We start from the raw sequence: 23,833 nt of genomic DNA, 5'->3' as shown, positions 1-23,833 counted from the left end.
TCCCTTGCTCGCCTGATTTCACGTATGCACGACTATAGCCGTATTTCTTGCCATCCCGGGTACGTGCAAAAAAAAAGAGGAGCCCCAATCACGGGGCTCCTCCTCTCCTTATATCTCTTTTTACTAAGTGTGGCCTAGAACGGAATATCGTCATCCGCGAAGTCGTCCATCGGCGGCGCCGACTGCTGCGGGGCCTGCTGCTGCGGGCGCTGCTGGCTGTAGCCACCACCACCACCACCGCCGCGCTGACCACCGCCGCCACCGCCGCCACCGTACTCCTGGCGCGGGGCCTGCTGGCGCTGCGGACGTTCGCCACCGCCACCGCCTTCACGGCCGCCGAGCATCTGCATTTCATCGGCGATGATGTCGGTGGAGTATTTCTCCACGCCATCCTGGCCGGTGTACTTGTCGTAACGCAGGCTGCCTTCGACGTACACCGAGCTGCCCTTGCGCAGGTATTCACCGGCGATCTCGCCGAGCTTCCCGAAGAACACCACGCGGTGCCATTCGGTACGCTCCTGCTGGTTGCCATCCTTGTCCTTGCGGACGCTGGTGGTGGCCAGGCTGATGCGGGTGATCGCCATACCGCCCTGGGTGTACTTCACGTCCGGGTCGTTGCCGAGGTTGCCGACCAGGATGACTTTATTGATGCCGCGCGCCATAGGGTTGCTCTTCCGTTGTCCGAGGGCAGGCCGCAGTCATATCACAGCCCCGGGCGGGGTGCAGATCTGCCGGGCCGCCCTTGGGAGAATTGGGGGGATCCAGATTGCACCATCTTATCATCGCCGCCGTCCCCGACCCTGTCGGAATTCCGGCCGGGAACGACCGGAAACCTGCTCGAGCCATATGCCACAAGGGGAACGGCGGTGACGCCGGACGCCGCCTGGCCCCGGCCGTTCAGGCGCTCCCGCCGCCCGGCCCCACCCTCGCGGCGCATGGCATGATGTCGCTTCACTGCCTCACCCCCTGCTGAAATGACCATCCGCGGTAAAGCCACCTCACTCGATATCGCCCACCTGGCCGGCGTCTCCCAGCCCACGGTGTCGCGGGCGCTGCGCGGCAGCCCGATGGTCAACGCCGAAACCCGGCAGCGGATCCTGGCCATCGCCCGGGAGCTGAACTACAAGGTCGACAAGAACGCCTCCAGCCTGCGCCTGCGCAATGCCGGAACGCTGGCCCTGCTGTTCTTCGAAGACCCGACCAACGACGACTCGCTGATCAACCCGTTCTTCCACGCGATGCTCGGCTCGATCACGCGGGCCTGCGCGCTGCGCGGTTACGACCTGCTGGTCTCCTTCCAGCAGCTGTCCACCGACTGGCAGGCCGATTACGAGGACAGCAACAAGGCCGACGGCATCATCCTGCTCGGCTATGGCGACTACCACGAGTCGCGCGAGCGGCTGCAGCGGCTGGTCGAGCAAGGCACCCATTTCGTGCGCTGGGGGGCTTCCCTGCCCGACCAGCCCGGCGTCTCGATCGGCAGCGACAACTTCCAGGGCGGGTTCGACATCACCGCCCACCTGCTGGACCAGGGCTGCCGCCGGATCGCCTTCGTCGGCCATGCCTCCAGCCACTACCCAGAGTTCGAGCAGCGCTATCGCGGCCACGTCGAGGCGATGCAGGCCCGCGGCCTCACCGCCGAGCCCTCGCTGCAGCATGACGCGATCACCACCGAGCAGTCCGGCTTCGATGCCTGTCAGGCGTTGTTGGCGCGTGGCGAGCGCATCGATGGGCTGTGCGCGGCCAGCGACCTGATCGCGATCGGTGCGATGCGCGCCCTGCGCGAACACGGCCTGCGCGTGCCTGAGGACGTGGCGGTCACCGGTTTCGACGACATCCCGCTGGCCGCCTCGGTCTCCCCGCCGCTGTCCACCGTGCAGCAGGACACCAAGCAGGCCGGGCACCTGCTGGTGGAAAAGCTGCTGGCGCTGATCGACGGCCAGCCGGTGGCAGGCCAGAGCATCGCGGTGAAGCAGGTACTGCGGGACTCGTCGCTGCGCCGCTGACCGTCCACCGCTGTTGGCTTACTTCAAACGGCGATCCAGCACGAAGTACACCACGTTGCCCAGCCCGGTCGCCCCGAGCAGCAGCGCGATCGCGCCAGGCGTGACCCGGTCGATGCCGAGCAGATCGACCAGGCCGAAGGCCAGGGCCAGGGTCAACATCACGCAGCCCCAGTGCAGTGCGGCCAGCCGGCGCTTGGTGGTATCGCCGGCCAGCAGCGAGCGCACCAGCTCTTCCGAACCGCGGGCTTCGACGATCCGGCGCCGGGTGTGGCCATCGACCACGCTCTTGATGGCATACACGATGCCGAGGATCAGGACCACGGGGAGAATCAGGTTGTAATCCATGGGGCGTTCGTTCCGTTGAGGAGGGGTGTGTCCATTGAGATACGGCCGGGCTGGGATCGGTTGCACGGATCATGGTTGCAACCGATGGCACGCCCAACGTATCTCTATGGGACATGCGTTCGCCGCCTCCCACCTCCGCCGACAGTCTCGATGCCGACCGTGCACTGGTCGCCGCCATTCTGTCGCGGCAGCCCGGGGCGTTCGAACAGCTGGTGCGGGAGTATCAAGGCCTTTGCTGGCGCGTGGTCGATCGCATGGTCCGCCACCCCGACGACACCCGCGAGCTGTGTCAGGAAGCCTTCCTGCGCATCCATCAGACGTTGCATCAATACCGCGGCGAGAGCGCACTGAAATCCTGGGTCGCGCAGGTTGCCTATTCGATCGCCAAGCGGCACCTGGAACGGCGACTCATCCCGCTGGTGGAGAACACCGTAAGCGACGACGGCACCGCCTTGATCGATCGGGTCGGCGATGGCATCGATCTGGAAGCCCTGACCAGCGAGCAGGACATCAACGCCCACCTGCATGCGGCCATCGACGCCCTGCCCCCGCTGCAGCGCACCCTGCTCACGCTCTATCATCTGGAAGAGATCTCCATCGCGGAGATCGCCATCCTCACCGAGCTGGCCGAAGGCACCATCAAGAGCCACCTGTTCCGCAGCCGCAAGCGGCTGCGCGAACTGCTCGAATCCCGCATTGGAGTGCCCGCATGAGCAGCACAGACGATTCCCGGATCGACCCCGACGAATGGCAGGCCCAGGAACGCGGGCTGCGCGCGGCGCTGAGCGGCCAACGCGCTGGACCGGACGCCACCGATTACCTGCGCATTGCCCAGGCGATCGCCTCTGCGCCGCAGAGCGGGCCGCCGATGCGCTTCGCCCGCGATGTCGCTGCGCACATCGCCCGGCATGACGCCGGGATCGAACGCTGGGTCTCCCGGGCCCTGCTGGCGGTGCTGGCGGTCGCGGTGCTGGCGTTGGTTTCGCTGTTCGGCCCGGCATGGTGGCGCGCGATCGAGCACGCCGCGGGCAGCGCGGCGACCGGGTGGCTGCTGGCTGGCGCAGCCTGCGTGGCGCTGTCGTGGCTGGCGGCCCGTTGGCGGGCGTCCGGCCGGAAGCACCCATGACTTACGGCGGATGCAGGCTATCTGAATAGGGCGGATAACCGATCCATCGCCCAGGGGAAGCTGTCCGCATGCTTGAGATCCGCGCGCTGTCCAAGACGTACGCCAATGGGGTCCACGCCCTTGCCGGAGTCACCCTCGATATTCCCCGCGGCATGTTCGGGCTGCTTGGCCCGAACGGCGCCGGCAAGTCCTCGCTGATGCGCACCCTGTCCACGCTGCAGGAAGCGGACAGCGGCACCGCCACCTTGTCGATTCCGGGCGAGGCGAGCATCGATGTGCTGCGTGACAAGGATGCGGTGCGCCGGCGGCTGGGCTATCTGCCGCAGGACTTCGGGGTGTATCCCAAGGTCAGCGCACTGGATCTGCTCGACCATTTCGCGGTGCTGAAGGGCCTCACCAACAAGGGCCAGCGCCGCGAGGTCGTGGACGCGCTGTTGCAGCAGGTGAACCTGTGGGATGCGCGCAAACGCAAACTGGGCACCTACTCCGGCGGCATGCGCCAGCGCTTCGGCATCGCGCAGGCGCTGCTCGGCGATCCGCGCCTGGTGATCGTCGATGAACCCACCGCCGGTCTCGACCCGGAAGAACGCAACCGCTTCCTCAACCTGCTTGCGGCGATCGGCGAGAACGTGGCGGTGATCCTGTCCACGCACATCGTCGAGGATGTCACCGACCTGTGCCCCAGCATGGCCATCATGAACAAGGGACAGGTGCTGCTGACCGGCAAGCCCAGCGATGCGATCGATGCGCTGCAGCACCAGGTCTGGCGCAAGCAGGTGGACGTTGCCGAACTGCCCGCCTACGAAGCCAACCATGTGGTGCTGTCCACCCGCCTGGTCGGTGGCCGGCCGGTGATCCACGTGCACAGCGCGACCGACCCCGGCGACGGCTTCGCCGCCGTCGCTCCCGATCTGGAAGACGTCTATTTCCAGCGACTGCGCCTGCAGTCGCGGGCCGCCTGACCGGAGCCCGCCCATGATCGCTGCCTTCTTCCGCTTCGAGCTGCGCGAGCAGCTCCGTTCCCCGCTGCTGTGGCTGCTGGCGGGCCTGTTCGCGCTGATGGCTTTCGGTGCGTCCTCCTCCGACGCCGTGCAGATCGGCGGCGGCGCCGGCAATGTGCACAGCAATGCGCCCACCGTGATCGCCTCGATGCTGGGCATCTTCACCCTGCTCGGCATGCTGGTGTCCACGCTGTTCGTCAGCAATGCGCTGCTGCGCGACTTCGATCTGGGCACCGCCGAGCTGATCTTCGCCAGCCCGATCAAACGCCGCGACTATCTGGCCGGCCGCATCGGTGCGGCCCTGGTCAGCGGGCTGCTGGTCTACGTGATCATCGCCCTGGGCCTGGCGCTCGGGCCGTTCATGCCCTGGGTGGATCCGGCCCGCATGGGGCCGGTCTCGCTGTACAGCTATGTGTGGGCATTCGGGGTGATCGTGATCCCGAACCTGATATTCACCACCGCGCTGCTGGCGTTGCTGGCGGCCACCACGCGCTCGATCCTGTGGGTTTACATCGGCGTGATCGGTTACTTCGTGCTGTATGGCGTCAGCGCCGCCCTGCTCAGCGACATCGACAACACCTGGGTGGCCGTGCTCAGCGAGCCGCTCGGCCTGCGTGCGCTGTCACGGACCCTCCGCTACTGGTCGGTGGCCGAGCGCAACAGCGGCCTGCCTGCCCTGGCCGGTCAGCTGCTGGCCAACCGCGCGCTGTGGCTGGGCGTGGCGGCCGTGCTGTATGCCGCCACGTTCGCCCTGTTCCGCACTGAACGCAGCGGCAGCGCCGGCCGTCGTTGGGGCCGCAAAGCCGCCCTCGTGACGACCGCGCCTGCACAGCGGCCAGCCCAGGTCGTGGTGCCCCGCGTGGCGCCGGGCCACGGCGCCGGCACCGCCTGGCGCCAGTTCCTGCACCAGGTCCGCTTCGACACCAGCGGTGTGCTGCGCAGTGTTCCCTTCCTGGTGCTGCTGGTGCTGGGGCTGTGCAACTTCCTGCCCGGTGCACTGTTCCGCCAGACCCTGTACGGCACGCCGATCTGGCCGGTCACCTCGGAGATGCTGACCGCCCTGCAGGGCGCCTACAGCTGGCTGCTGATCATCATCGTGCTGTTCTTCGCCGGCGAGCTGGTCTGGAAAGAACGCGCGGCACGGATCAATGAAGTCACCGATGCGATGCCGGTGCCCAACTGGGTCCCGCTGCTGGCCAAGTTCGCCACGCTGGTGGCGGTGATCGCCTGCTTCCAGGCGATCGGTGCACTGGCCGCGATCGGGGTTCAGCTGAGCAAGGGCTACACCCAGATCGAGCCGCTGGTATACCTCAAGACGCTGGCACTGGACTCGGTCGTCTACCTGTTGATGGGCGGTCTGGCGCTGGTCCTGCAGGTGCTGACCAACAACAAGTTCGTCGGCTACGCACTGCTGATCGTGGTGATGATCGGGCAGGCGGTGCTGGGCATGCTCGACTACACCCAGAACCTGTACAACTTCGGCAGCTGGCCGATCGCGCCGTATTCGGACATGAACGGCTACGGCCATTTCCTGCCCGGGCAGCTGGCGTTCCAAGGCTACTGGGCGCTGTTCCTGCTGGCACTGCTGTGCGTCGCCTCGGCGTTCTGGGTCCGGGGTGTCGGCACCAGCCTGCGCCAGCGCCTGGTGCTGGCCGGCCGTCGCCTGCGCGGCCCGGCCGGGCTCGGCGCCGCCGTCGCAACACTGGCCTTCATCGGGCTGGGCGGCTGGCTGTACTGGAGCACCAACATCCGCAACGAATTCCTCTCACCGGACCAGCAGCTGGACCTGCAGGCCCGCTACGAGCGCGAACTGTCGCGCTACCGCGACCTGCCGCAGCCGCGCATCGTCGCGGTGGACAACCGGATCGACCTGCATCCGGAAACCCAGTCGGTGGTCATCGATGCGTACTGGACCGTGCGCAACACCCACACCGCGCCCATCGCGCAGCTGCACGTGGCGATGGACGACGACAAGCAGTTGACCGCGGTCGACCTTGGCGGCCAGACGCTGGCGATGCATGACGCCGACCTGGGTTATCGCATCTACCAGCTGACCGCCCCGCTGCAGCCAGGGGAGGAACGCCGCATCCACTTCCGCGTCAACCAGCATCCGAGCGGCATCACCGCCGATCAGGCGCCCACCAACCTGGTGGAGAACGGCAGTTTCTTCAACAGCCGCCTGCTGCCCTCGTTCGGCTACGACCAGGGCGTGCAGATCACCGACCGCAACGAGCGCCGCAAGCGCGGCCTGGGCGAGCCCAGCCGCATGCCCAAGCTGGAAGACCAGGCCGCCCGCGCGAACAACTATGTGACCGACGATGCCGACTGGCTGGCGTTCCGCAGCACGATCTGCACTGCCCCGGACCAGATAGCGCTTGCCCCGGGCTACCTGCAGCACGAGGCGACCGTCAACGGCCGGCGCTGCTTCAGCTACGCCATGGACCGCCCGATGCTGAACTTCTACGCCTACCTGTCGGCGCGTTGGGAAGTGAAGCGTGCCACGTACCAGGGCGTGCCGATCGAGGTCTACTACGATGCCCGCCACGGCTACAACGTGGACCGCATGATCGAAGCCGTGCAGAAGTCGCTGGCGTATTACGAAGCCAACTTCACGCCGTACCAGCATCGCCAGGTGCGCATCATCGAGTTCCCGGGATACTCGCGGTTCGCCCAGTCGTTCGCCAACACCATCCCCTACTCCGAATCGATCGGCTTCATCGCCGATCTGCGCGACCGTGACAAGGTGGACTACGTGTTCTACGTGACCGCCCACGAGGTCGCACACCAGTGGTGGGCGCACCAGGTGATCGGTGCCAACGTGCAGTGCGCGACGATGTTGTCCGAGTCGCTGTCCCAATACTCGGCGCTGATGGTGATGGAGAAGGAGTATGGGCGGCAGCAGATGCGGCAGTTCCTGAAGACGGAACTGGATGGCTACCTGGCCGGCCGTGGCAGCGAAGGCATCGAAGAACTGCCGCTGGCTCGGGTGGAGAACCAGCAGTACATCCACTACGAAAAGGGCTCACTGGCGTTCTATCGCCTGCGCGAGGAGATCGGCGAGGCCGCGCTCAACCGTGCACTCAAGCGTTTCCTGCAGGACAAGGGCTTCCAGCAACCGCCCTACACCACCTCGACCGAACTGCTGGCCTACCTCCGCGCCGAGACCCCGGCTGACCGCCAACAGCTGGTGACGGACCTGTTCGAGAGAATCAGCTTCTACGACAACCGTGTGCTGGCTGCGACTGCGAAGAAGCGCGCCGATGGCAAGTACGACGTCACGCTGAAGCTGCACGCCGAGAAGCGCTATGCCGACGGCGATGGCAAGGAGACCGCCGGCACGATGGACGACTGGATCGAGATCGGCGTGTTCGCCAACGCCCCCTCGGGCAAGGAGCGCGACCAGATGGTGCTGTACCTGCAGCGCCACCACGTCACCGAGGCCAACCCGTCGATCACCGTGACGGTGGACGGCAAGGCGGACGAGGCGGGCTTCGATCCGTACAACAAGCTGATCGACCGGGTGTCGTCGGACAACCGGCGCAAGGTGACCCTGCAGTAGTCAGCGCACTCAGCGTGCGGCGTCGGCGAAGTCCTTGAGGATTTCGCCGACGCCTGAGGGCGAGATCTCGAAGCCCAGCGACGTCCCCGGATTGATCACCACGCCGTAGCCGCCGGGGACGCGCTTGAGCACGTCCAGCATCAGCATGCGGAGGGTGTGCGGGGCCTGCTGGCTGTGGAAACCGACCCGGCTCATATCGGTGAACACGGACACGTGCAGGATGCCCTGCTTGTCGAACAGCAGCGGATCGAAACCGCTGCCGTCCGGGGTCACCAGGCTCCCGGTGAGCAGCACCACTTCGGACGCCACGAAGGCCTTCATGAACTGGCCGATCGGCAGCTGACCGTCCATCGCGGTCTTGAGCAGGGTTTCGATCGGGGTCTGGGGGGCAGCGTCGTTCATCGGATACAGAGGGACGGGTGGGGGCCGTCATTGTACTGCCAGGGTGACCGTGAGCCGGCCGGCGGGCGGCCCTATGCAGCGGGCGGACCACCGATCAGGAACAGGTGGAAGGTCTCGTCCTCCTCGGCCAGCGCGACGTGCGGCAGGCCGAGGCGTGGCAGGGTCCGCCGCCAGTAGGCATGCGCAGCCACATCACCGTGGAACACCGCGAGCAGCCACTGCCCCTCGCCCGGGCGCACCAGTTCGGTGACCACGTAAGAGGCCAGGCCGTGCCGCCGGTACCTGGGGAGCACGAAGAGGTCGGCCAGTTCAGGATAGTGGCGCCCGCCCCGCTCCACCTGGTCCACCAGCACGAAGCCGGCAAGCGAATCGTCGACGAACAACAATCGCGCCCACTGTGGGTCATCGCGCAGCGAAGCCTCGACGTCGCACCGGTCACAGTCGAACAGGCCGTCGGGACGTACTGCTTCCCCACTCCAGGCCGAGGCCTCGAAGTAGTAGAACTGCATCAGATGGAACAGGCGCTCAGCGTCGTCGGGCGTTGCGGGGCGCAGGGACAGGCGTGACATGGACACCGTACTCGGGAGGACCGCAATGGGCAGTCGCGAGCCCGATTGTACTGCCCGGCCCACCGCGGCGCGGCAGACCGGGCATCACCGGGTTACTTCGCCAGACGCTTGGTGCGTGCACGCTGGTCGTCGACCGCCGCCTTCAGCCGCTTTTGCAGCGCGGCCTGGTCCACCTGCGCATCCAGCACGAACACGCGCACGCCGTGCGCAGGCACCTCGGCCCTGAGTGATCCGGTGACGGTCTGGCTGTCGCCACCCAGCGCGTCGCGCCAGGTGCCGGCCTGCAGGTAGCGGCGGACCTCCAGGGTCCTTGCGGTGTCGCCCTTGTTGAGCAGGACCAGTGCGGTCTGTGCAGTATCGCCCTGCTGCAGCACGCGGAAGAACACCGCTTCATCGCCCTGCAGACGTTCGTTGACCTGCAGGCCGCGCTGCAGTGCGGGGGTGGCCTCGCGCAGCTTGGCGATGCGCTGCAACGGCGCGAAGATCGGACTCTTCGGCGCCTCATTGACGCGCGCCTGGCCGAAGTAGGCGCGGTTGCCGGCATGCTCGGCACGGCTGCGCATGAAGCCGGTTTCCGAGCCGTAGTAGATCACCGGGATGCCGCGCGCGGTGAACAGCCAGTTGTGCGCGTCGATGAAGCCGGCATCGTTCGCATCCAGCCGGGCCATGTCGTGGTTGTCGTAGAAGCTCATCAGCTCGTACGGATTCGCGTAAGGCCCATCCAGCAGGTGCAGCGGCTCGGCCAGGGTTTCAAAGCCTTTCTGCTCCTTGCCGAACACGGACGACAGTGCACCACGCAGCGGGAAGTCCAGCACGCTGACGTTCGCGTTGGCCGGCCAGGTGTGCTCGGCGATCTTGCCGGCGTCGTAGTCGAACGCTTCGCCGAACATGAACATGCCGGGGTGCTCGGCACGGATGCGCTTGACGAAGGCATGCCACCACGGATGTGGCAGCCAGCCGATGGTGTCGATGCGCAACGCATCCACGCCCTGCGCGGTCCACTGCAGGTAGGCGCCGACCAGGTAGTCCATCACCGCCGGGTTGTGCTCGTTGAAGTCGGACAGCTCGGCCAGGTTGCCGTCGAAGATCGAGCCGTTCTTGCCGTCGACCGGGCCGATGTTGTTGTAGAAGGCGTGCAACGGGTTGTGGACCGGGTCCAGCTGCTGCGGCGGCAGGTTCTGATGGTCGGCGATCAGCCGGCCGTCCTTGTCGAAGATCTGGCCGAACTGCGGCTGCGCTACCGGCATCGTCCACGCGGGCGAGCCATGGTTGCCCACGATATCCAGCACCACTTTCAGATCGGCGGCGTGCAGGCCACGGGTGAAACCGGCGAAGTCCAGGTCCTTGCTCGGCAGATGCTCGTCAAGCGTATAGAAGTTGACGCCCCAGTAGCCGTGGTAGCCGGTCTTGCCGCGGTCGGTCAGCGTGCTGGTGCAGCTGATCGGCCTGCTGCCGGTGAAGGCCTGGTCCGGGTTGTCGATGATCGGGGTGATCCACACCGCGCCGAAGCCCAGGTTGCGGATGTAAGCGGCATTGTCGAGCACGCCCTTGAAGTCACCGCCGAGGTAGCCGATGTTGCCGTCCACCTTGTCCGGGCATGGCACCGGGATGTCGAACGTGGGGTGCGCACCGCCCTGGTCGCGGTGATCGTTGGACGGATCACCATTGACGAAGCGGTCGGTGACCACGAAGTAGACCGCCTGGCTGGCGAACGGCTCACGCGTGCCGACGTAGTCCGGGCGCTCGACGGCCAGGGCGGGACTGGCGGACAGCGCGAAGGACAGGGCCAGCGACAACGACGAATACCGGAACATCAGACAACCTCCTGTTGGGATGGCACGTACAGCACACACAGGCCAGCCAGCAGCAGGCTGCCGCCACCGAGCGCGAGCACGTGCATCGGGTCGCCGCCGAGCCACGTGCGCAGCAGGAAGCCGAGTGCACTGGCCGCGACCAGCTGCGGAATCACGATGAAGAAATTGAACAGGCCCATGTAGATGCCCATCTTGGCCGCCGGGACGCTGTCGGACAGCAACGCATACGGAAGCGACAGGATCGAGGCCCAGGCGAAGCCGACGCCGACCATCGACAGCACCAGCCAGTGCGGGTCGCGGATGAACAGCATCGAGATCAGGCCAAGACCGCCCAGCCACAGGTTGACCAGATGGCTCCAGCGCAGGCCCAGCGCGCGCACCATCAACGGGATCAGCAATGCGGCCAACGCCGCGAAGCCGTTGTAGGCACCGAACAGCACACCCACCCAGTTGGCGCCCTCGTTGTAGGCCGCCGAGCCGGTATCGGTCGAGCCGAAGTGGGTGCCGGCAACCGCGGCGGTGGTGTAGATCCACATCGCGAACAGTGCGAACCAGGAGAAGAACTGCACCCAGGCCAGGCGACGCATGGTGCGCGGCATCGCACGCAGGTCGTCGACGATGGTGGCCAGCATGTTCGCGCCCGGCACGCAGCGCGCCACACCGAGCAGCACGCCGTAGGCGACGCACAGGCCCGCCAGCACATACAGCATGCGGTCACCCTGCTGCGACGCGATGGCCGCGGCAAGCACGACACCGGCCGCCACCCAGCCGCCGATCTGCACCCAGGGCGGCGGTCCGGCCACGCGCGCACTGTGGTGGACAGCGGCCGGCTCGGCGTCATCGAAACTGGCCAGCTCGGCCGGCGCGTACTCCCGGGTGCTGACCACCGTCCAGGTGATCGCCGCCAGCAGCACCGCTGCGCCGAAGTAGAACGCGTAGCGCACGGTATCGGGCACCTGCCCTGCGGCGGCGGTGTTGGCAACGCCGAGGTGGGCCAGGATGAAGGGCAGGAAGCTGGCGACGATCGCACCGATGCCGATGAAGAAACTCTGCATCGCAAAGCCGGTTGGTCGCTGCCGCGGGGCCAGCTGATCGCCGACGAAGGCGCGGAACGGCTCCATCGATACATTGATCGAGGCGTCCAGCACCCACAGCGTGCCGGCCGCGATCCACAGCGTCGGCGAGTTCGGCATCACCAGCAGGGCGAGCGTGGTCAGCACCGCACCGATCATGAAGAACGGGCGGCGGCGGCCCCAGCGCGTCCAGGTGCGGTCGGACAGGTAGCCGATCACCGGCTGCACCAGCAGACCGGTCAGTGGCGCGGCGATCCACAGCCCGGGCACCGCGTCCATCGGTGCGCCGAGGGTCTCGAAGATGCGGCTGGCGTTGGCATTCTGCAGGGCAAAGCCGAACTGGATGCCGAGGAAGCCGAAGCACATGTTCCATATCTGCCAGAACGACAGCGTCGGTTTGGGCGAACGGCTCATGGGCGCGGCTCCGGCGAGGCCGCCACCGGCATCAGGCTCAGTGCGGACACCTGGGCCTGGTTGAGCACGCCTTCACTGCCACCCTTGCCGCCGTTGTACTGCGCGAAGTGGGTCAGTTCGCTCATGTTGAAGCCCTCGTCCAACGTGATGCGGCAAGCGCCTGCCGTCGCCTCGAACTCAACCGCCGTGGAATCCTGCTCGCCCACGCTGTGTGGCATCACGATGGGGTGGCGCTGATCGGGCTGGCCGGCGCACTGCACCACCAGCGTTTTCACCGCCGCGGTCACGCCGGTATTGATCGGGCCGTTCGGGTTGTCGTAGCGCAGGCGCGCACGCCAGCGGCCGGCGGTGGGTGCCGTCCACTGCCAGTCATCCACACCGGCCAGCACTTGTTGCGGCCCGACGCAGGTCATCGGGCTGTGCAGCGATTCCAGCGCACCCTCACGCCGGGTCAGGCTCAGGCAGTGGCTGGCACCGTCCTTCGCCAGCGTGGCGACACCCTGTACCGGCAACAGCGGCTCGCCATCGCGCCAAAGCACGTGGCCGGCGGGCACCGGGATCTGCCAGCCAACAGTCGTCTCGCGTGGCACTGGAGCGGCGGGGGTTGCCGGGGCGAACACGGCATCCGGACGAAGGATGGCCAAGGATCGCGTAGCGCCGCTGCCCTGCAACGGCACGAGCTGGACGGTAGTCGTGCTGCCATCGCGATGGACCTCGCCGGCCACCAGCAGTTCGCCGCTGAGCTGCTTCGGCCGCACCAGCACGTAGCGCTGTTTGCCATCGTCCAGGCGGATGCGGTCATGCGCACCGAACAGTGTCGGCACCAGCGATGCCGGCAGCTTCGGCGCGATCCGACCGTCGTCCTCCACGCCGAACACACCTTCCAGCACCATCGCGAGATAGCCGGCCACCGACCACAGCTGGCGGGGCGAATTGACCACCGGGCCACTGAGGACGCCTTCATCGACATGCACCGCCAGGGTGCGCATCTCGTAGTTTTCCATGTTGGAGCCGGCCAGCGCGGTGCCGCGCATCAGCGACTCGATCTCCAGGGCGATGCGCGGGGCATCGTCCAGCCGCCGCGCAGCGCGCAGCGAGTACGCGCTGACGAAGGGCCAGATGCCGCGGTTGTGATAGATCGGCTGCTGCGCTTCCTGCGGCCATACCACCGGGCTGCCACCGGCTACGGCGGGGTAGTTTGCCAGCGCGCGCCGTGCGCGATCGGCCGGGAACACATCGGCCAGCACGCCCAGCGAGAGCGCGAGCAGATCGTACTTGGCGTACGGCACCGGGTGCGCCGCCTCACCGATGTAGCTCATGTACTGACCGGCATCCTCGCGCCAGAAGCGTGCGTCGATCTGCCGGGCCAGCGCGTCGGCCCATTGGCCGTAGCGGGCAGCCCGCGCATCGCCGTGCTCGCGGGCCAGCTGCTCGGCCAGCCGCAGCGCTTCGTAATGCAGCACGTTGGTGGACAGCGCGAAGGACTCGCCGATGAAGCGCACGTCCTCGCGCGTCCAGTCCGGATAGGTCTGCTCGCGCCAATCCAGGAACGAGGTTTCGCCGCGATACAGGCCGATCCGTGCATCGAACACCGCCTGGCGATCCTGCGCCAAGGTCGCCTGCAGTGCCTGCCAGACCTGGTCGGCAAAGGCCGCGTCATCCAGCAGCCCGCGTGCGGCCAGGAACCACACCACGCGGTCGCTGCTGATCGGCCAGCTGCCACCGGAGCCGGTGTCCTGGGCGACGAACAGGCCCGGCGTATGTCCATCGCGCGCGGTGGAAAGCTTGAACTGCAGCGACCGGCGCGTGCGCACCGGATCCAGACGCGACAGCGCCAGATCGGCGGCGAAGCTGACATCGCGCGTCCACACATACGGCCAGCGCTCACCGGTCTGGAAGCATGCGCAGGGAACTGGCTTGCCGTGATTGAAGGCCGGATCACGGATCGCGTCCACGCGGTCGGCCTCCATCTCCTGCTGGGCCAGCCCGAACAGCGCATCGAACAGCACGCTGCCGGTCTCGCTGCGCATCGGCTGCGCGCTGACGCGCACGTCCCCCTGCGGTGCATGCAGACGGTAGCCACCTGCAGCGGCGGGCTCGGCGCGCGCATGGCGGCCGTCGAAATCCAGGTCGGCCGCGCGTGCGGTGGACCCCATCGCTGCCCCGAGGGCAACGGTCAGGCAGATCATCTTCAGCATCGAAGTGGCGAACCGGCTCGCGCCCGTTGCCTCCCTCCCCTTTGCTCGCGTTGTAGGTCCGCACCGCCTCGCGGCAATGCGCTCGCGGCCCCCTCCCAGGGTGCCTTGGGCCCATGGTAGACGGCGCGCCGTGACCTGCATCGACCTGCATACGTATTCATCGCCAACGCGGTCGGCAGGCGAGACGGCGTCGCTATAGTCCAAGGGTATTTTCGGCCGCCTTGGGAGGGGAAATGCCGTCACGTCCGTATTCAACTGACGGGTCTTCCGTTCGTCGTCGCCTGCCTGTGCTGGGCTGGATCTTCTGCGCATTCAGTGCCACCGCCTTCGCCGAGCCGGTCACTGTGGCCAGCGTCGACTCGCCCGGCAAGGTGCTGCGCGTGTCGCTGCAACTGGATGGCGGACATCCCAGCTACCGGGTGGACCGTTTCGGCGAGACCGTGGTGGACACCTCCAAGCTCGGCTTCCAACTGCGCGATGGCCGCCTGGACCGCGATCTCGCCGTGGTCGGCCAGCAGTCGCGCAGTGTCGATGAAACCTGGGAGCAGCCGTGGGGCGAGCGTCGTCTCACCCGCAATCAGTTCAACGAGGTGGTGGTGCAGCTGGCCGAACGCAGCGGCGCCAAACGTCGTATCGATGTGGTGTTCCGGGTCTATGACGACGGCCTGGGCTTCCGCTATCGCTTCCCGCAGCAGCCGGGCATGCACGAGGCGATCATCGATGATGAGCTGACCGAATTCTCGATCGCACCGCCCGCCACCGCCTGGTGGATTCCGGCCGGTGAGCCGATCCACTACGAGTATCTTTACCAGCGCACGCCACTGGACCAGGTACCGCTCGCGCACACACCGATGACGCTGCGCAGCCGCGACGGGCTGCATGTTTCCATTCATGAAGCGGCGCTGGTGGACTACGCCGGCATGTGGCTGCGTCGCACCGACGGTCAGCGCCTGCGCGCGCAGCTGTCGCCGTCGGCGGAAGGCTGGAAAGTGCGGCGCAGCCTGCCCTTCGACACGCCATGGCGTACGCTGCAGATCAGCGACACCGCCGGCGGACTGGTCGAGTCCAGCCTGATCCTCAATCTCAACGAGCCCAACGTGCTGGGCGACGTCAGCTGGGTGAAGCCCTCCAAGTACCTGGGCGTGTGGTGGTCGATGCATCTGGACGAGGAAAGCTGGGCCACCGGCCCGCGGCACGCCGCAACCACCGCCAAGACCAAGCGCGTGATCGACTTCGCTGCCCGGCATGGCTTCCGCGGCGTGCTGGTGGAAGGCTGGAATCCGGGCTGGGACGGCGATTGGGTCGGCAACGGCTACGCCTTCGACTTCACCCGGCCCACCCCGGATTTCGATATCGAGGCACTGTCGACGTACGGCGCGGAAAAGGGGGTGCACCTGATCGGCCACCATGAAACCGGCTGCGCGATCGAGCACTACGAGGATCAACTCGGTGCCGCGCTGGATCTCTACGCGCGGCTGGGCGTGGACTCGTTCAAGAGTGGCTACGTGTGCGATGACGGCCAGGTCGACCGTCGCAGCCCGGCCGGTGGGCCACTGTGGCGCGAGTGGCACGACGGCCAGTTCATGGCCCGCCATCATCTCAAGGTGGTCCAGGAAGCGGCCAAACGGCATATCGCGGTGAACCCGCATGAGCCGATCAAGGACACCGGCCTGCGCCGCACCTACCCGAACTGGATCACCCGCGAAGGCGCACGTGGCATGGAGTACAACGCCTGGGGCCAGCCGCCGAATCCGCCGGAGCACGAGGTCAATCTGGTGTTCACCCGGATGCTGTCCGGGCCGATGGATTACACCCCCGGCATCCTCAGCCTGAAGGGCCGCGGCGGCCAGGCCATTCCCAGCACGCTGGCGCGTCAGCTCGCCCTGTACGTGACGCTCTACAGCCCGATCCAGATGGCGGCCGACCTGCCCGACCACTACGAGCAGCACCGTGAGGCCTTCCGCTTCATCGAAGACGTGGCGGTGGACTGGGACGACACCCGGGTGCTCAACGGCGAGGTGGGCGACTTCGTGACCATCGTGCGCAAGGACCGCCACAGCCGCGACTGGTTCCTAGGCAGCATCACCGACGAACATGGTCGCGTGTTGCCGATCTCGCTGGGCTTCCTTGAGCCGGACGTGCGCTATCGCGCGGAGATCTATCGCGACGGGGACGGCGCCGATTTCCGCAGCAACCCCTTCGCCTTCGTGCGCGAAACGCGCGAGGTCACCAGTGCCGATGCGTTGGTGCTCAAGCTGGCACCGGGGGGTGGGCAGGCGATTCGCTTTACCCCGTTGTAATGGTCCCGGCGCACTGCGGAATACCAACCGTCGGCGCGTCTGGAGGAGCGCCCCCTGAGTCAGGGGGCTGTGCCGAAGGCACGGGGGCATGGGTGTTGGTGAGACAGGGGTCCGCGGTTTGCGAAGCAGACCGTGGAGCGGCAGCGCGAATGCGATACCGCACCTGTAATCGCTTCCAATGCAGCAAACGTCATTGAATACGTATGCAGGGTGATTCCCGCAGCAGGCGCGCTGCCTACCATAGCCACGCAGTCAACGGCCACCGCGCCATGACGCTCCCGGGTCCTCCGGGCAACCACAAAATCGATTGGCAACATTGCCTGGGAGGGGAAAATGTTGAACCGCAAGCGCAGCGCGCTGAGTCTCGCGCTGGCCGTCGCCCTGACGCCATTGATGGCGTCGGCGCAGACCGCCGAACCCAGTACCACCACCCCGCCCGCCGGCACCGCGGCGACCAACCTGGACACCGTGCAGGTCACCGGCATCCGCCGTGGCATCGAGAACGCGATCGCGATCAAGCAGGACGCCACTTCGGTGGTCGAGGCGATCTCGGCCGAGGACATCGGCAAGCTGCCCGACGTGAGCATCGCCGAATCGCTCGGCCGCCTGCCCGGCCTGGCCGCCCAGCGTGTGGCCGGCCGTGCCCAGGTGATCAGTGTGCGCGGCCTGTCGCCGGATTTCGCCACCACCCTGCTCAACGGGCGCGAGGTCGTCAGCACCGGTGACAACCGCAGCGTCGAGTTCGACCAGTACCCGTCGGAACTGGTCAACGGCGTGACCGTGTACAAGACCCCGGACGCCGCCCTGGTCGGCCAGGGCCTGTCGGGCACCATCGACATGCAGACCGTGCGCCCGTTGAGCTTCGCCGAGCGCGTGATCGCCGTCAGCGGCCGTTACCAGAAGAGCTCGCTGGGCAAGGCCGCCAACGTCGACCCGTACGGCAACCGGTTCAGCGCCAGCTACATCGACCAGTTCCTGGACAACACCCTGGGCATCTCGATCGGCTATGCGCACAGCGACATGCCCATCCAGGAAAACCAGGTCGGCCTGTACGAGCCGTGGACCACCGAGCAGACCGACCAGGGCAACCGCCCCGGCCTGGCTCCGGGCACCGTGTTTTCCGATGGCATCAAGGCCCTGCGCCGCACCGGCAACAACGAACGCGACGGCGTGATGGCCACCGTGCAGTTCCGCCCGTCCAACGTGTGGACCAGCACCCTGGATGCCTTCCACACCGAAGCCGAGCAGATCGACACCGCCAACCAGTTCGAGGTCAACCTCAGCAACTACAACGGCGGCTACACCCCGGGCCTGTTGATCACCAACCCGCAGATCAATGCCGACGGCACCTTCACCGGTGGCGTGGCGACCGGCGTGTACCCGCTGGTGCGCGGCATGTACAACAAGCGCAAGGACAAGATCGATGCGTTCGGCTGGAACAACGAGTTCAACTTCGAGCGCGTCAAAGTCGTTGCCGATGTGAATTACTCCAAGGCCACGCGCAATGAGCTGAACCTGGAGAACAACCTGCAGCTCACCCCGATGCCGCAGCTGGATTCGGTCGGCGTGGTGGTCAAGCCGGACGGTTTCTCGCAGATCAGCCCGGGCCTGGACTATTCCAACCCGGACGCGCTGTTCCTGACCAACACCATCTACGGCTCCGGCTACGGCAAAGTGCCGATGGTCGAAGACCGCCTGAAGGGTGCCCGCCTGCAGGCCACCTTCGCCATGCCGGAGTCGCTGCCGTGGTTCTCCGACGTGGACGTGGGCGTGAACTACGCCGACCGCCGCAAGGACAAGACCCAGGCCGAGGGCAACATCCTGCTCGGTGACCAGGGTGATGCCAACATCGCCAGCGACCTGCAGTACGCACCGGTCAACCTGGGCTTCGCCGGTATCGGCTACATCCCCGCCTGGAACGTGCCGGCCGCGGTGGACCGCTACATGGTGTTCAACCCGGTCACCAACCTGGACTATCTGATTCCCAAGGCCTGGACCGTGCAGGAGAAGACCAGCACCGCCTGGATCCGCGCCAACCTCAACACCGATCTGGGCGAGGTCGGCCTGCGCGGCAACATCGGCGTGCAGATGGTGCGCACCGACCAGAGCTCGCAGTCCAACTACTTCGACCGCTCGCGTCCGGATGGCCAGAACGTCCTGCCGATCGACGACGGCAAGACCTACACCGATTGGCTGCCGAGCTTGAACCTGGTCTTCATGTTCCCACACCAGCAGACGCTGCGCTTCGCCGCGGCCAAGCAGGTGGCACGCCCCCGCGTGGACCAGATGCGGGCCGGCCTGGAGTTCGGCGTGGACACCGCCACCGGCAAGCCCGGCGGCAGCGGCGGCAATCCGCTGCTGGATCCGTGGCGCGCCAACGCCATCGACCTCTCGTACGAAAAGTACTTCGGCGAAAAGGCCTACGTCGCTGCCGCGGTGTTCTTCAAGGATCTCAAGTCCTACGTCTACACGCAGTCGCGCGATGACTACGACTTCAGCGACCTGCTGGCCAGCTACGTGCCGCCGCCGGGGATGATCGTGCCGGTCCTGCCGACCGGCACCTTCTCGGCCCCGCAGAACGGCCAGGGTGGCAAGCTGAAGGGCCTGGAGCTGACCGCTTCGTTCCCGCTGGAGATGCTGACCGAGAGCCTGCGTGGTTTCGGCGTGCAGGCCAGTGCCACGTTCAACGACAGCGACATCAAGATCCTGGATCCGGAAAGCGCATCCAGCGTCGGCAGCGATCCGATCAGCCTGCCGGGCCTGTCCGAGCGTGTGTACAACTTCACCGCGTACTACGAGCGCAGCGGGTTCGAGGCACGCGTGAGCCAGCGCCGGCGTTCGGACTTCATCGGTGAGATCGGCAATTTCAACGGCAACCGGACGCTGCGGTACGTGGTCGGTGAGAATGTGACCGATGCGCAGGTCAGTTATACCTTCGCGGACAGCAGCAGTCTGCACGGGCTGACGCTGTTGTTGCAGGGTAGCAATCTGACCAACGAGCCGTACCGGACCTACGCTGGCACGAAGGATCGTCCGCTGGAGTACGTGGAGTGGGGCCGCACGTACATGCTGGGCGTGAACTACAAGTTCTGATTGAGGTGGCGTCAGCGACGTAGTGCCAACATCAAGCGTTTGAAGAACCCGCTGCTTGTGCAGCGGGTTTTTTTGTTGGTTTACCCCGCCCTCTCAAAAGCGTCAGTGCCGACTGTCCGTGGGCTGGTCGGGGGTGTGTGGGTTCGCGGGACCCGCCGTAAACCCATCCATGGGGGCTCGTGAGCCGCATCCATGCGGCAAAACGGTCCCGCCAACCCACACACCCCCGCCCTTCGACAGTGGGTTGGTGGCCATGGCAGAGCAAAGCAAAGCAAAGCAAAGCAGAGCAGAGCAGAGCGAAGGAGGATCGAACGAGGTATCTGCGGTTGGGGCCAGCTCGAGCAGTCCGGCCGCCTCGACACTTTTGACCGTGCCAACTACGTCGAACGCCCCGATTGCCTGGACCGCCCGGACCGTTCCGATCACACCGATCAGACCGATCATCTCGACCGCGCTGGCCGATACGACCATTGCGCATGCTTCAACTGCTTCAACTGCTTCAACGCCTGAAACGAGCGCGACAGCTCAAGCGTTCCGGATTCCGCGCAACATCAGCCTCGCAGGTGCCATCACGTGCCTGCCCTGCATCACTTTTCCCTTGCGCACCGGCACCTTGTCAAAGGGTGGGCAGGGGTGGGTTGGCGGGACCGTATGCCGCCATGGATGGCGGCATACGAGCTTACATGGACGTACTTGCAGCGGGTCCCGCTGACCCACCCCTGCCCGCCCAGACCAGCACGGTCGCAGCCCGAATCGCTGTTGCTGTTGCTGTTGCTGTTGCTGTTGCTGTGGCTATCGATCTTCCCCAACGCACCAACGCAAGACAAAAAAAGGGCGAGGCACCCGGCCCCGCCCTCTCAATACCACCGGAAAACCCGATCAGCCGCGTCGCGCGCAATACACCGACTGCGCCGGCAACACCAGCTCACCTCCTGCAACGTGCCCCACATCCGGACCCGGCACATGCATCGCCTGCCAATCACCCGCCGGCAGCGCGACCCGAACACCTTCAACCGACAGATTGAACGCCAACAGCAGCGTCTCCTCCCCGTGCACCCGCTCGAACAGCAACACCGGCTCGGGCGTGTCCAGGAAACGAATGTCGCCCACCAGCAGCGTCGGCATCGTCCGCCGCCACGCCAGGAACTGGCGGAACCCATTCAACACCGAGTGCGGATCATGTTCCTGCGTCGCCACCGATGCCGCCTGATGCTCCGCCGGAATCGGCAGCCACGGCTCACCGGTCGTGAAGCCCGCCTTCGGCACGTCCAGCCACGGCATCGGGGTGCGGCAGCCATCGCGTCCCTTGAAGTTCGGCCAGAACGTAATGCCATACGGATCCTGCAGCGCTTCGAACGGCACGTCCGCTTCGCCCAGTCCCAACTCTTCGCCCTGGTACAGGCAGATCGAGCCGCGCAACGAGCACAGCATCGCCACCAGCATCCGCGCCAGCCGCGGCTGAGCCGGATGCCCCCCCCAGCGCGTTACCGCGCGTTCCACATCATGATTGGAGATCGCCCAGCACGGCCAGCCTTCGGTCATCGTCGCTTCCAGCCGCGACACGGTATCCCGGATGTAGCCGGCGCTGAAATCCTTCACCAGCAGTTCGAAGCTGTAGCCCATGTGCAGGCGGCCGGGCGCGGTGTACTCGGCGGTGGTGGCCAATGAATCTTCCGCGGAGATCTCGCCCAGGCTGACCGATCCGGGGTACTCATCCAACAGCCTGCGCAACTGTTCGATGAAGCCGATGTTTTCCGGCTGGGTGTTGTTGTAGTAGTGGTACTGGTAGGCGTACGGATTGTCCGCACTGAAGCCACGGCCGAGGCGTTTCTCCAGCGGCTTGGCCGGGTTGTCGCGCAGCTGCGCGTCGTGGAAACAGAAGTTGATCGAATCCAGGCGGAAGCCATCCACGCCGCGATCCAGCCAGAACCGCACGTAATCCAGCGTGGCCTGCTGCACCGCCGGGTTGTGGAAGTTCAGGTCGGGCTGGTCGGCCAGGAAGTTGTGCAGGAAGTACTGCTCGCGGCGCGGCTCCCACTGCCAGGCCACGCCGCCGAAAATCGACATCCAGTTGTTGGGCGGGGTGCCGTCTTCACGCGGATCCGCCCATACGTACCAGTCCGCCTTGGGATTGGTGCGGTCCTGGCGACTCTCCTGGAACCAGGCATGCTCGATCGAGGTATGGCTGAACACCTGGTCGATCATCACCTTCAGGCCTAGCGCATGCGCCTTGGCCAGCAGCTGGTCGAAGTCGGCCAGCGTGCCGAACATCGGATCGACATCGCGGTGGTCGGCGATGTCATACCCGAAGTCGGCCATCGGCGATCTGAAGAACGGCGACACCCAGATCGCGTCGACGCCGAGCGCGGCCACGTAGTCCAGACGCTCGATGATGCCGGGCAGGTCGCCGACGCCATCGCCGTTGGCATCCAGGAAACTGCGCGGGTAGATCTGATAGATGACGGCACCGCGCCACCATGGAGACTGCGACATTGAGGCCCCCCTTCGGGCTTCCACGGCACCCGCGAGGGGGCCAGAAACGAACCCGACAAGCTTAGCGGGGCGCCTCCGGCGGTGGGGTTGCATGCATACGTATTCACGCCGGATGGCGGCGTTGTGGGGGGCCTCCCCCCTGGTCAGGGGCCCTGTCCACCGCGCGGGGACGAGGTTCCGACGGCGAGGACCGGCACGACCCTGCCTTTGCACCGCATCTGCCGCCCCCCTCGACCGAGCCACGGGTGCGTCTTCGCGGGCGGAATACGACGGCACCGCCTATAATTCCGCCCAAGCCTGAAAGTCAGACCGCATGACCATCACCGAAGACACCCGCCCCGCGCTGGGCCTGCCCCAGATCCAGACGCTCGCCGCGCCCGACATGGACGCCGTCGATGCGCTGATTCGTCGCCGACTGTCCTCGGATGTCGTGCTGATCAACCAGATCGCCGACCACATCATCTCGGCCGGCGGCAAGCGCCTGCGCCCGATGCTGGTGATGCTGGCCGGCCGTGCGGTCGGACAGGCCGGTCCGGAACACCACCAGCTGGCCGCGATCATCGAGTTCATCCACACCTCGACCCTGCTGCATGACGATGTGGTCGACGAATCCAGCCTGCGGCGCGGCCGCAGCACCGCCAATGCGCTGTGGGGCAATGCGCCAAGCGTGCTGGTCGGCGATTTCCTGTACTCGCGCAGCTTCCAGCTGATGGTCGAACTGGACCGCATGCCGGTCATGCGGATCCTGGCCGACACCACCAACCGGATTGCCGAGGGTGAGGTGCTGCAGCTGCTGCACGTGCATAACCCGGATACCGACGAAGCCGCCTACCTGCGCGTGATCGAGCGCAAGACCGCGGTGCTGTTCGCCGCCGGCACCCGTCTGGGCGCACTGGCCAGCGGCGTCGATGAGGCCACCCAGCAGGCGCTGTACGACTACGGCATGCACCTGGGCTACGCCTTCCAGATTGCCGACGACGTGCTGGACTACTCGGCCAACGCCGATGAGCTGGGCAAGAACCTGGGCGACGACCTTGCCGAAGGCAAGGCCACCCTGCCGCTGATCCACGCGATGGCGCATTCGGATGCGCCCACCCGCGAGCGCCTGCGCGAGATCGTGCAGAACGGCGATGCCGGGGCGATGCCCGAAGTGCTGGCGGCCATCCACGCCACCGGCGGGCTGGACTACAGCCGCGCGCGCGCCGAGGAATACGCCGACGCCGCCGAGCGTGCGCTCGACGGCCTGGCCGACAACGATGCGGTGGCCGCCCTGCGCGGGCTGGCCCGTTACGCGGTGCAGCGCTCGCATTGAGGGGAAGGCGTGACGGCTGATGGCCGCCGCCCGCGCTCAATGTGAATTCCCCACCGCTAGAGCCGACCGTTGGTCGGCTGCTCGTCCTCCCGGCGCCGCGAACCCGATGAACGCACCACGCCATGCGC

General features: G+C 66.4%; 16 protein-coding genes. 8 read left to right on the top strand and 8 right to left on the bottom strand.

The window, feature by feature from the left end; all coding sequences use genetic code 11:
- Positions 1-134: 134 nt before the first annotated feature.
- Positions 135-662: a single-stranded DNA-binding protein gene (locus tag AC07WC_RS03370; protein ID WP_495208747.1), complete on the bottom strand. Its 528-nt coding sequence runs from the start codon at positions 660-662 to the stop codon at positions 135-137.
- Between the two features lie 312 nt (positions 663-974).
- Between AC07WC_RS03370 and AC07WC_RS03365 the strand changes: the two genes are divergently transcribed.
- On the top strand, positions 975-2,006 hold the full coding sequence (locus tag AC07WC_RS03365; RefSeq protein WP_495208746.1) for a LacI family DNA-binding transcriptional regulator: 1,032 nt from the start codon (positions 975-977) through the stop codon (positions 2,004-2,006).
- A gap of 18 nt (positions 2,007-2,024) precedes the next feature.
- On the opposite strand, the gene AC07WC_RS03360 is transcribed toward AC07WC_RS03365, so the two are convergent.
- Positions 2,025-2,351 (bottom strand): hypothetical protein, encoded by a 327-nt coding sequence (locus tag AC07WC_RS03360; protein ID WP_019185699.1) that lies wholly within the window; start codon positions 2,349-2,351, stop codon positions 2,025-2,027.
- Positions 2,352-2,422: 71 nt separating this feature from the next.
- Here AC07WC_RS03360 and AC07WC_RS03355 point away from each other — a divergent pair, with 71 nt between their 5' ends.
- The 4 genes from AC07WC_RS03355 (at position 2,423) to AC07WC_RS03340 (ending at position 8,037) form a co-directional block, all read left to right on the top strand.
- Positions 2,423-3,064 (top strand): RNA polymerase sigma factor, encoded by a 642-nt coding sequence (locus AC07WC_RS03355; RefSeq protein WP_495208745.1) that lies wholly within the window; start codon positions 2,423-2,425, stop codon positions 3,062-3,064.
- Positions 3,061-3,477 (top strand): hypothetical protein, encoded by a 417-nt coding sequence (locus tag AC07WC_RS03350; protein ID WP_495208744.1) that lies wholly within the window; start codon positions 3,061-3,063, stop codon positions 3,475-3,477. Before AC07WC_RS03355 ends, AC07WC_RS03350 begins: the two co-directional genes overlap by 4 nt.
- A gap of 68 nt (positions 3,478-3,545) precedes the next feature.
- Positions 3,546-4,439 (top strand): ABC transporter ATP-binding protein, encoded by an 894-nt coding sequence (locus tag AC07WC_RS03345; RefSeq protein WP_495208743.1) that lies wholly within the window; start codon positions 3,546-3,548, stop codon positions 4,437-4,439.
- Positions 4,440-4,452: 13 nt separating this feature from the next.
- Complete coding sequence (locus tag AC07WC_RS03340; protein ID WP_495208742.1) at positions 4,453-8,037, top strand: M1 family aminopeptidase; 3,585 nt, start codon at positions 4,453-4,455, stop codon at positions 8,035-8,037.
- Positions 8,038-8,046: 9 nt separating this feature from the next.
- Here AC07WC_RS03340 and AC07WC_RS03335 read toward each other — a convergent pair whose 3' ends face one another.
- The 5 genes from AC07WC_RS03335 to AC07WC_RS03315 form a co-directional block, all read right to left on the bottom strand.
- On the bottom strand, positions 8,047-8,439 hold the full coding sequence (locus AC07WC_RS03335; protein WP_495208741.1) for an SseB family protein: 393 nt from the start codon (positions 8,437-8,439) through the stop codon (positions 8,047-8,049).
- A gap of 71 nt (positions 8,440-8,510) precedes the next feature.
- Positions 8,511-9,008: a GNAT family N-acetyltransferase gene (locus tag AC07WC_RS03330; protein WP_495208740.1), complete on the bottom strand. Its 498-nt coding sequence runs from the start codon at positions 9,006-9,008 to the stop codon at positions 8,511-8,513.
- Between the two features lie 92 nt (positions 9,009-9,100).
- Positions 9,101-10,822 carry an alpha-amylase family glycosyl hydrolase gene (locus tag AC07WC_RS03325; protein WP_495208739.1) on the bottom strand — a complete coding sequence of 574 codons (1,722 nt, stop codon included), beginning with the start codon at positions 10,820-10,822 and terminating at the stop codon, positions 9,101-9,103.
- Complete coding sequence (locus AC07WC_RS03320; protein WP_495208738.1) at positions 10,822-12,309, bottom strand: MFS transporter; 1,488 nt, start codon at positions 12,307-12,309, stop codon at positions 10,822-10,824. Before AC07WC_RS03320 ends, AC07WC_RS03325 begins: the two co-directional genes overlap by 1 nt.
- The gene (locus tag AC07WC_RS03315; protein WP_495208737.1) at positions 12,306-14,507 is read right to left on the bottom strand and encodes an alpha-L-rhamnosidase-related protein; all 2,202 of its coding nucleotides are present in this window, start codon (positions 14,505-14,507) and stop codon (positions 12,306-12,308) included. Before AC07WC_RS03315 ends, AC07WC_RS03320 begins: the two co-directional genes overlap by 4 nt.
- A 233-nt stretch (positions 14,508-14,740) precedes the next feature.
- On the opposite strand from AC07WC_RS03315, the gene AC07WC_RS03310 reads away from it, so the two are divergent.
- Both AC07WC_RS03310 and AC07WC_RS03305 read left to right on the top strand, forming a co-directional pair.
- On the top strand, positions 14,741-16,807 hold the full coding sequence (locus tag AC07WC_RS03310) for a glycoside hydrolase family 97 protein (RefSeq protein WP_495208736.1): 2,067 nt from the start codon (positions 14,741-14,743) through the stop codon (positions 16,805-16,807).
- Between the two features lie 333 nt (positions 16,808-17,140).
- Complete coding sequence (locus tag AC07WC_RS03305) at positions 17,141-19,900, top strand: TonB-dependent receptor (protein ID WP_495208735.1); 2,760 nt, start codon at positions 17,141-17,143, stop codon at positions 19,898-19,900.
- A gap of 879 nt (positions 19,901-20,779) precedes the next feature.
- Here AC07WC_RS03305 and AC07WC_RS03300 read toward each other — a convergent pair.
- Positions 20,780-22,393, bottom strand: coding sequence for an alpha-glucosidase family protein (locus AC07WC_RS03300; protein WP_495208734.1), 1,614 nt, complete (start codon positions 22,391-22,393; stop codon positions 20,780-20,782).
- A 313-nt stretch (positions 22,394-22,706) separates the two neighbouring features.
- Between AC07WC_RS03300 and AC07WC_RS03295 the strand changes: the two genes are divergently transcribed.
- Positions 22,707-23,705 carry a polyprenyl synthetase family protein gene (locus tag AC07WC_RS03295; protein WP_495208733.1) on the top strand — a complete coding sequence of 333 codons (999 nt, stop codon included), beginning with the start codon at positions 22,707-22,709 and terminating at the stop codon, positions 23,703-23,705.
- Positions 23,706-23,833 lie beyond the last annotated feature (128 nt).

It is taken from the genome of Stenotrophomonas sp. GW821-FHT01H02A, from assembly GCF_059422145.1.
The sequence above is the reverse complement of the archived record's forward strand: the minus strand, read 5'-3'. Positions and strand labels throughout refer to the sequence as shown.

Excerpts from the sequence above, each read along its gene's own strand:
- AC07WC_RS03350 (WP_495208744.1), top strand. The coding sequence starts at position 3,061 with ATGAGCAGCACAGACGATTCCCGGATCGACCCCGACGAATGGCAGGCC.
- AC07WC_RS03295 (WP_495208733.1), top strand. The coding sequence starts at position 22,707 with ATGACCATCACCGAAGACACCCGCCCCGCGCTGGGCCTGCCCCAGATC.
- AC07WC_RS03370 (WP_495208747.1), bottom strand. The coding sequence starts at position 662 with ATGGCGCGCGGCATCAATAAAGTCATCCTGGTCGGCAACCTCGGCAAC.
- AC07WC_RS03330 (WP_495208740.1), bottom strand. The coding sequence starts at position 9,008 with ATGTCACGCCTGTCCCTGCGCCCCGCAACGCCCGACGACGCTGAGCGC.
- AC07WC_RS03305 (WP_495208735.1), top strand. The coding sequence starts at position 17,141 with ATGTTGAACCGCAAGCGCAGCGCGCTGAGTCTCGCGCTGGCCGTCGCC.
- AC07WC_RS03345 (WP_495208743.1), top strand. The coding sequence starts at position 3,546 with ATGCTTGAGATCCGCGCGCTGTCCAAGACGTACGCCAATGGGGTCCAC.
- AC07WC_RS03315 (WP_495208737.1), bottom strand. The coding sequence starts at position 14,507 with ATGCTGAAGATGATCTGCCTGACCGTTGCCCTCGGGGCAGCGATGGGG.
- AC07WC_RS03365 (WP_495208746.1), top strand. The coding sequence starts at position 975 with ATGACCATCCGCGGTAAAGCCACCTCACTCGATATCGCCCACCTGGCC.
- AC07WC_RS03310 (WP_495208736.1), top strand. The coding sequence starts at position 14,741 with ATGCCGTCACGTCCGTATTCAACTGACGGGTCTTCCGTTCGTCGTCGC.
- AC07WC_RS03360 (WP_019185699.1), bottom strand. The coding sequence starts at position 2,351 with ATGGATTACAACCTGATTCTCCCCGTGGTCCTGATCCTCGGCATCGTG.
- AC07WC_RS03340 (WP_495208742.1), top strand. The coding sequence starts at position 4,453 with ATGATCGCTGCCTTCTTCCGCTTCGAGCTGCGCGAGCAGCTCCGTTCC.
- AC07WC_RS03335 (WP_495208741.1), bottom strand. The coding sequence starts at position 8,439 with ATGAACGACGCTGCCCCCCAGACCCCGATCGAAACCCTGCTCAAGACC.
- AC07WC_RS03320 (WP_495208738.1), bottom strand. The coding sequence starts at position 12,309 with ATGAGCCGTTCGCCCAAACCGACGCTGTCGTTCTGGCAGATATGGAAC.
- AC07WC_RS03300 (WP_495208734.1), bottom strand. The coding sequence starts at position 22,393 with ATGTCGCAGTCTCCATGGTGGCGCGGTGCCGTCATCTATCAGATCTAC.
- AC07WC_RS03325 (WP_495208739.1), bottom strand. The coding sequence starts at position 10,822 with ATGTTCCGGTATTCGTCGTTGTCGCTGGCCCTGTCCTTCGCGCTGTCC.
- AC07WC_RS03355 (WP_495208745.1), top strand. The coding sequence starts at position 2,423 with ATGGTTGCAACCGATGGCACGCCCAACGTATCTCTATGGGACATGCGT.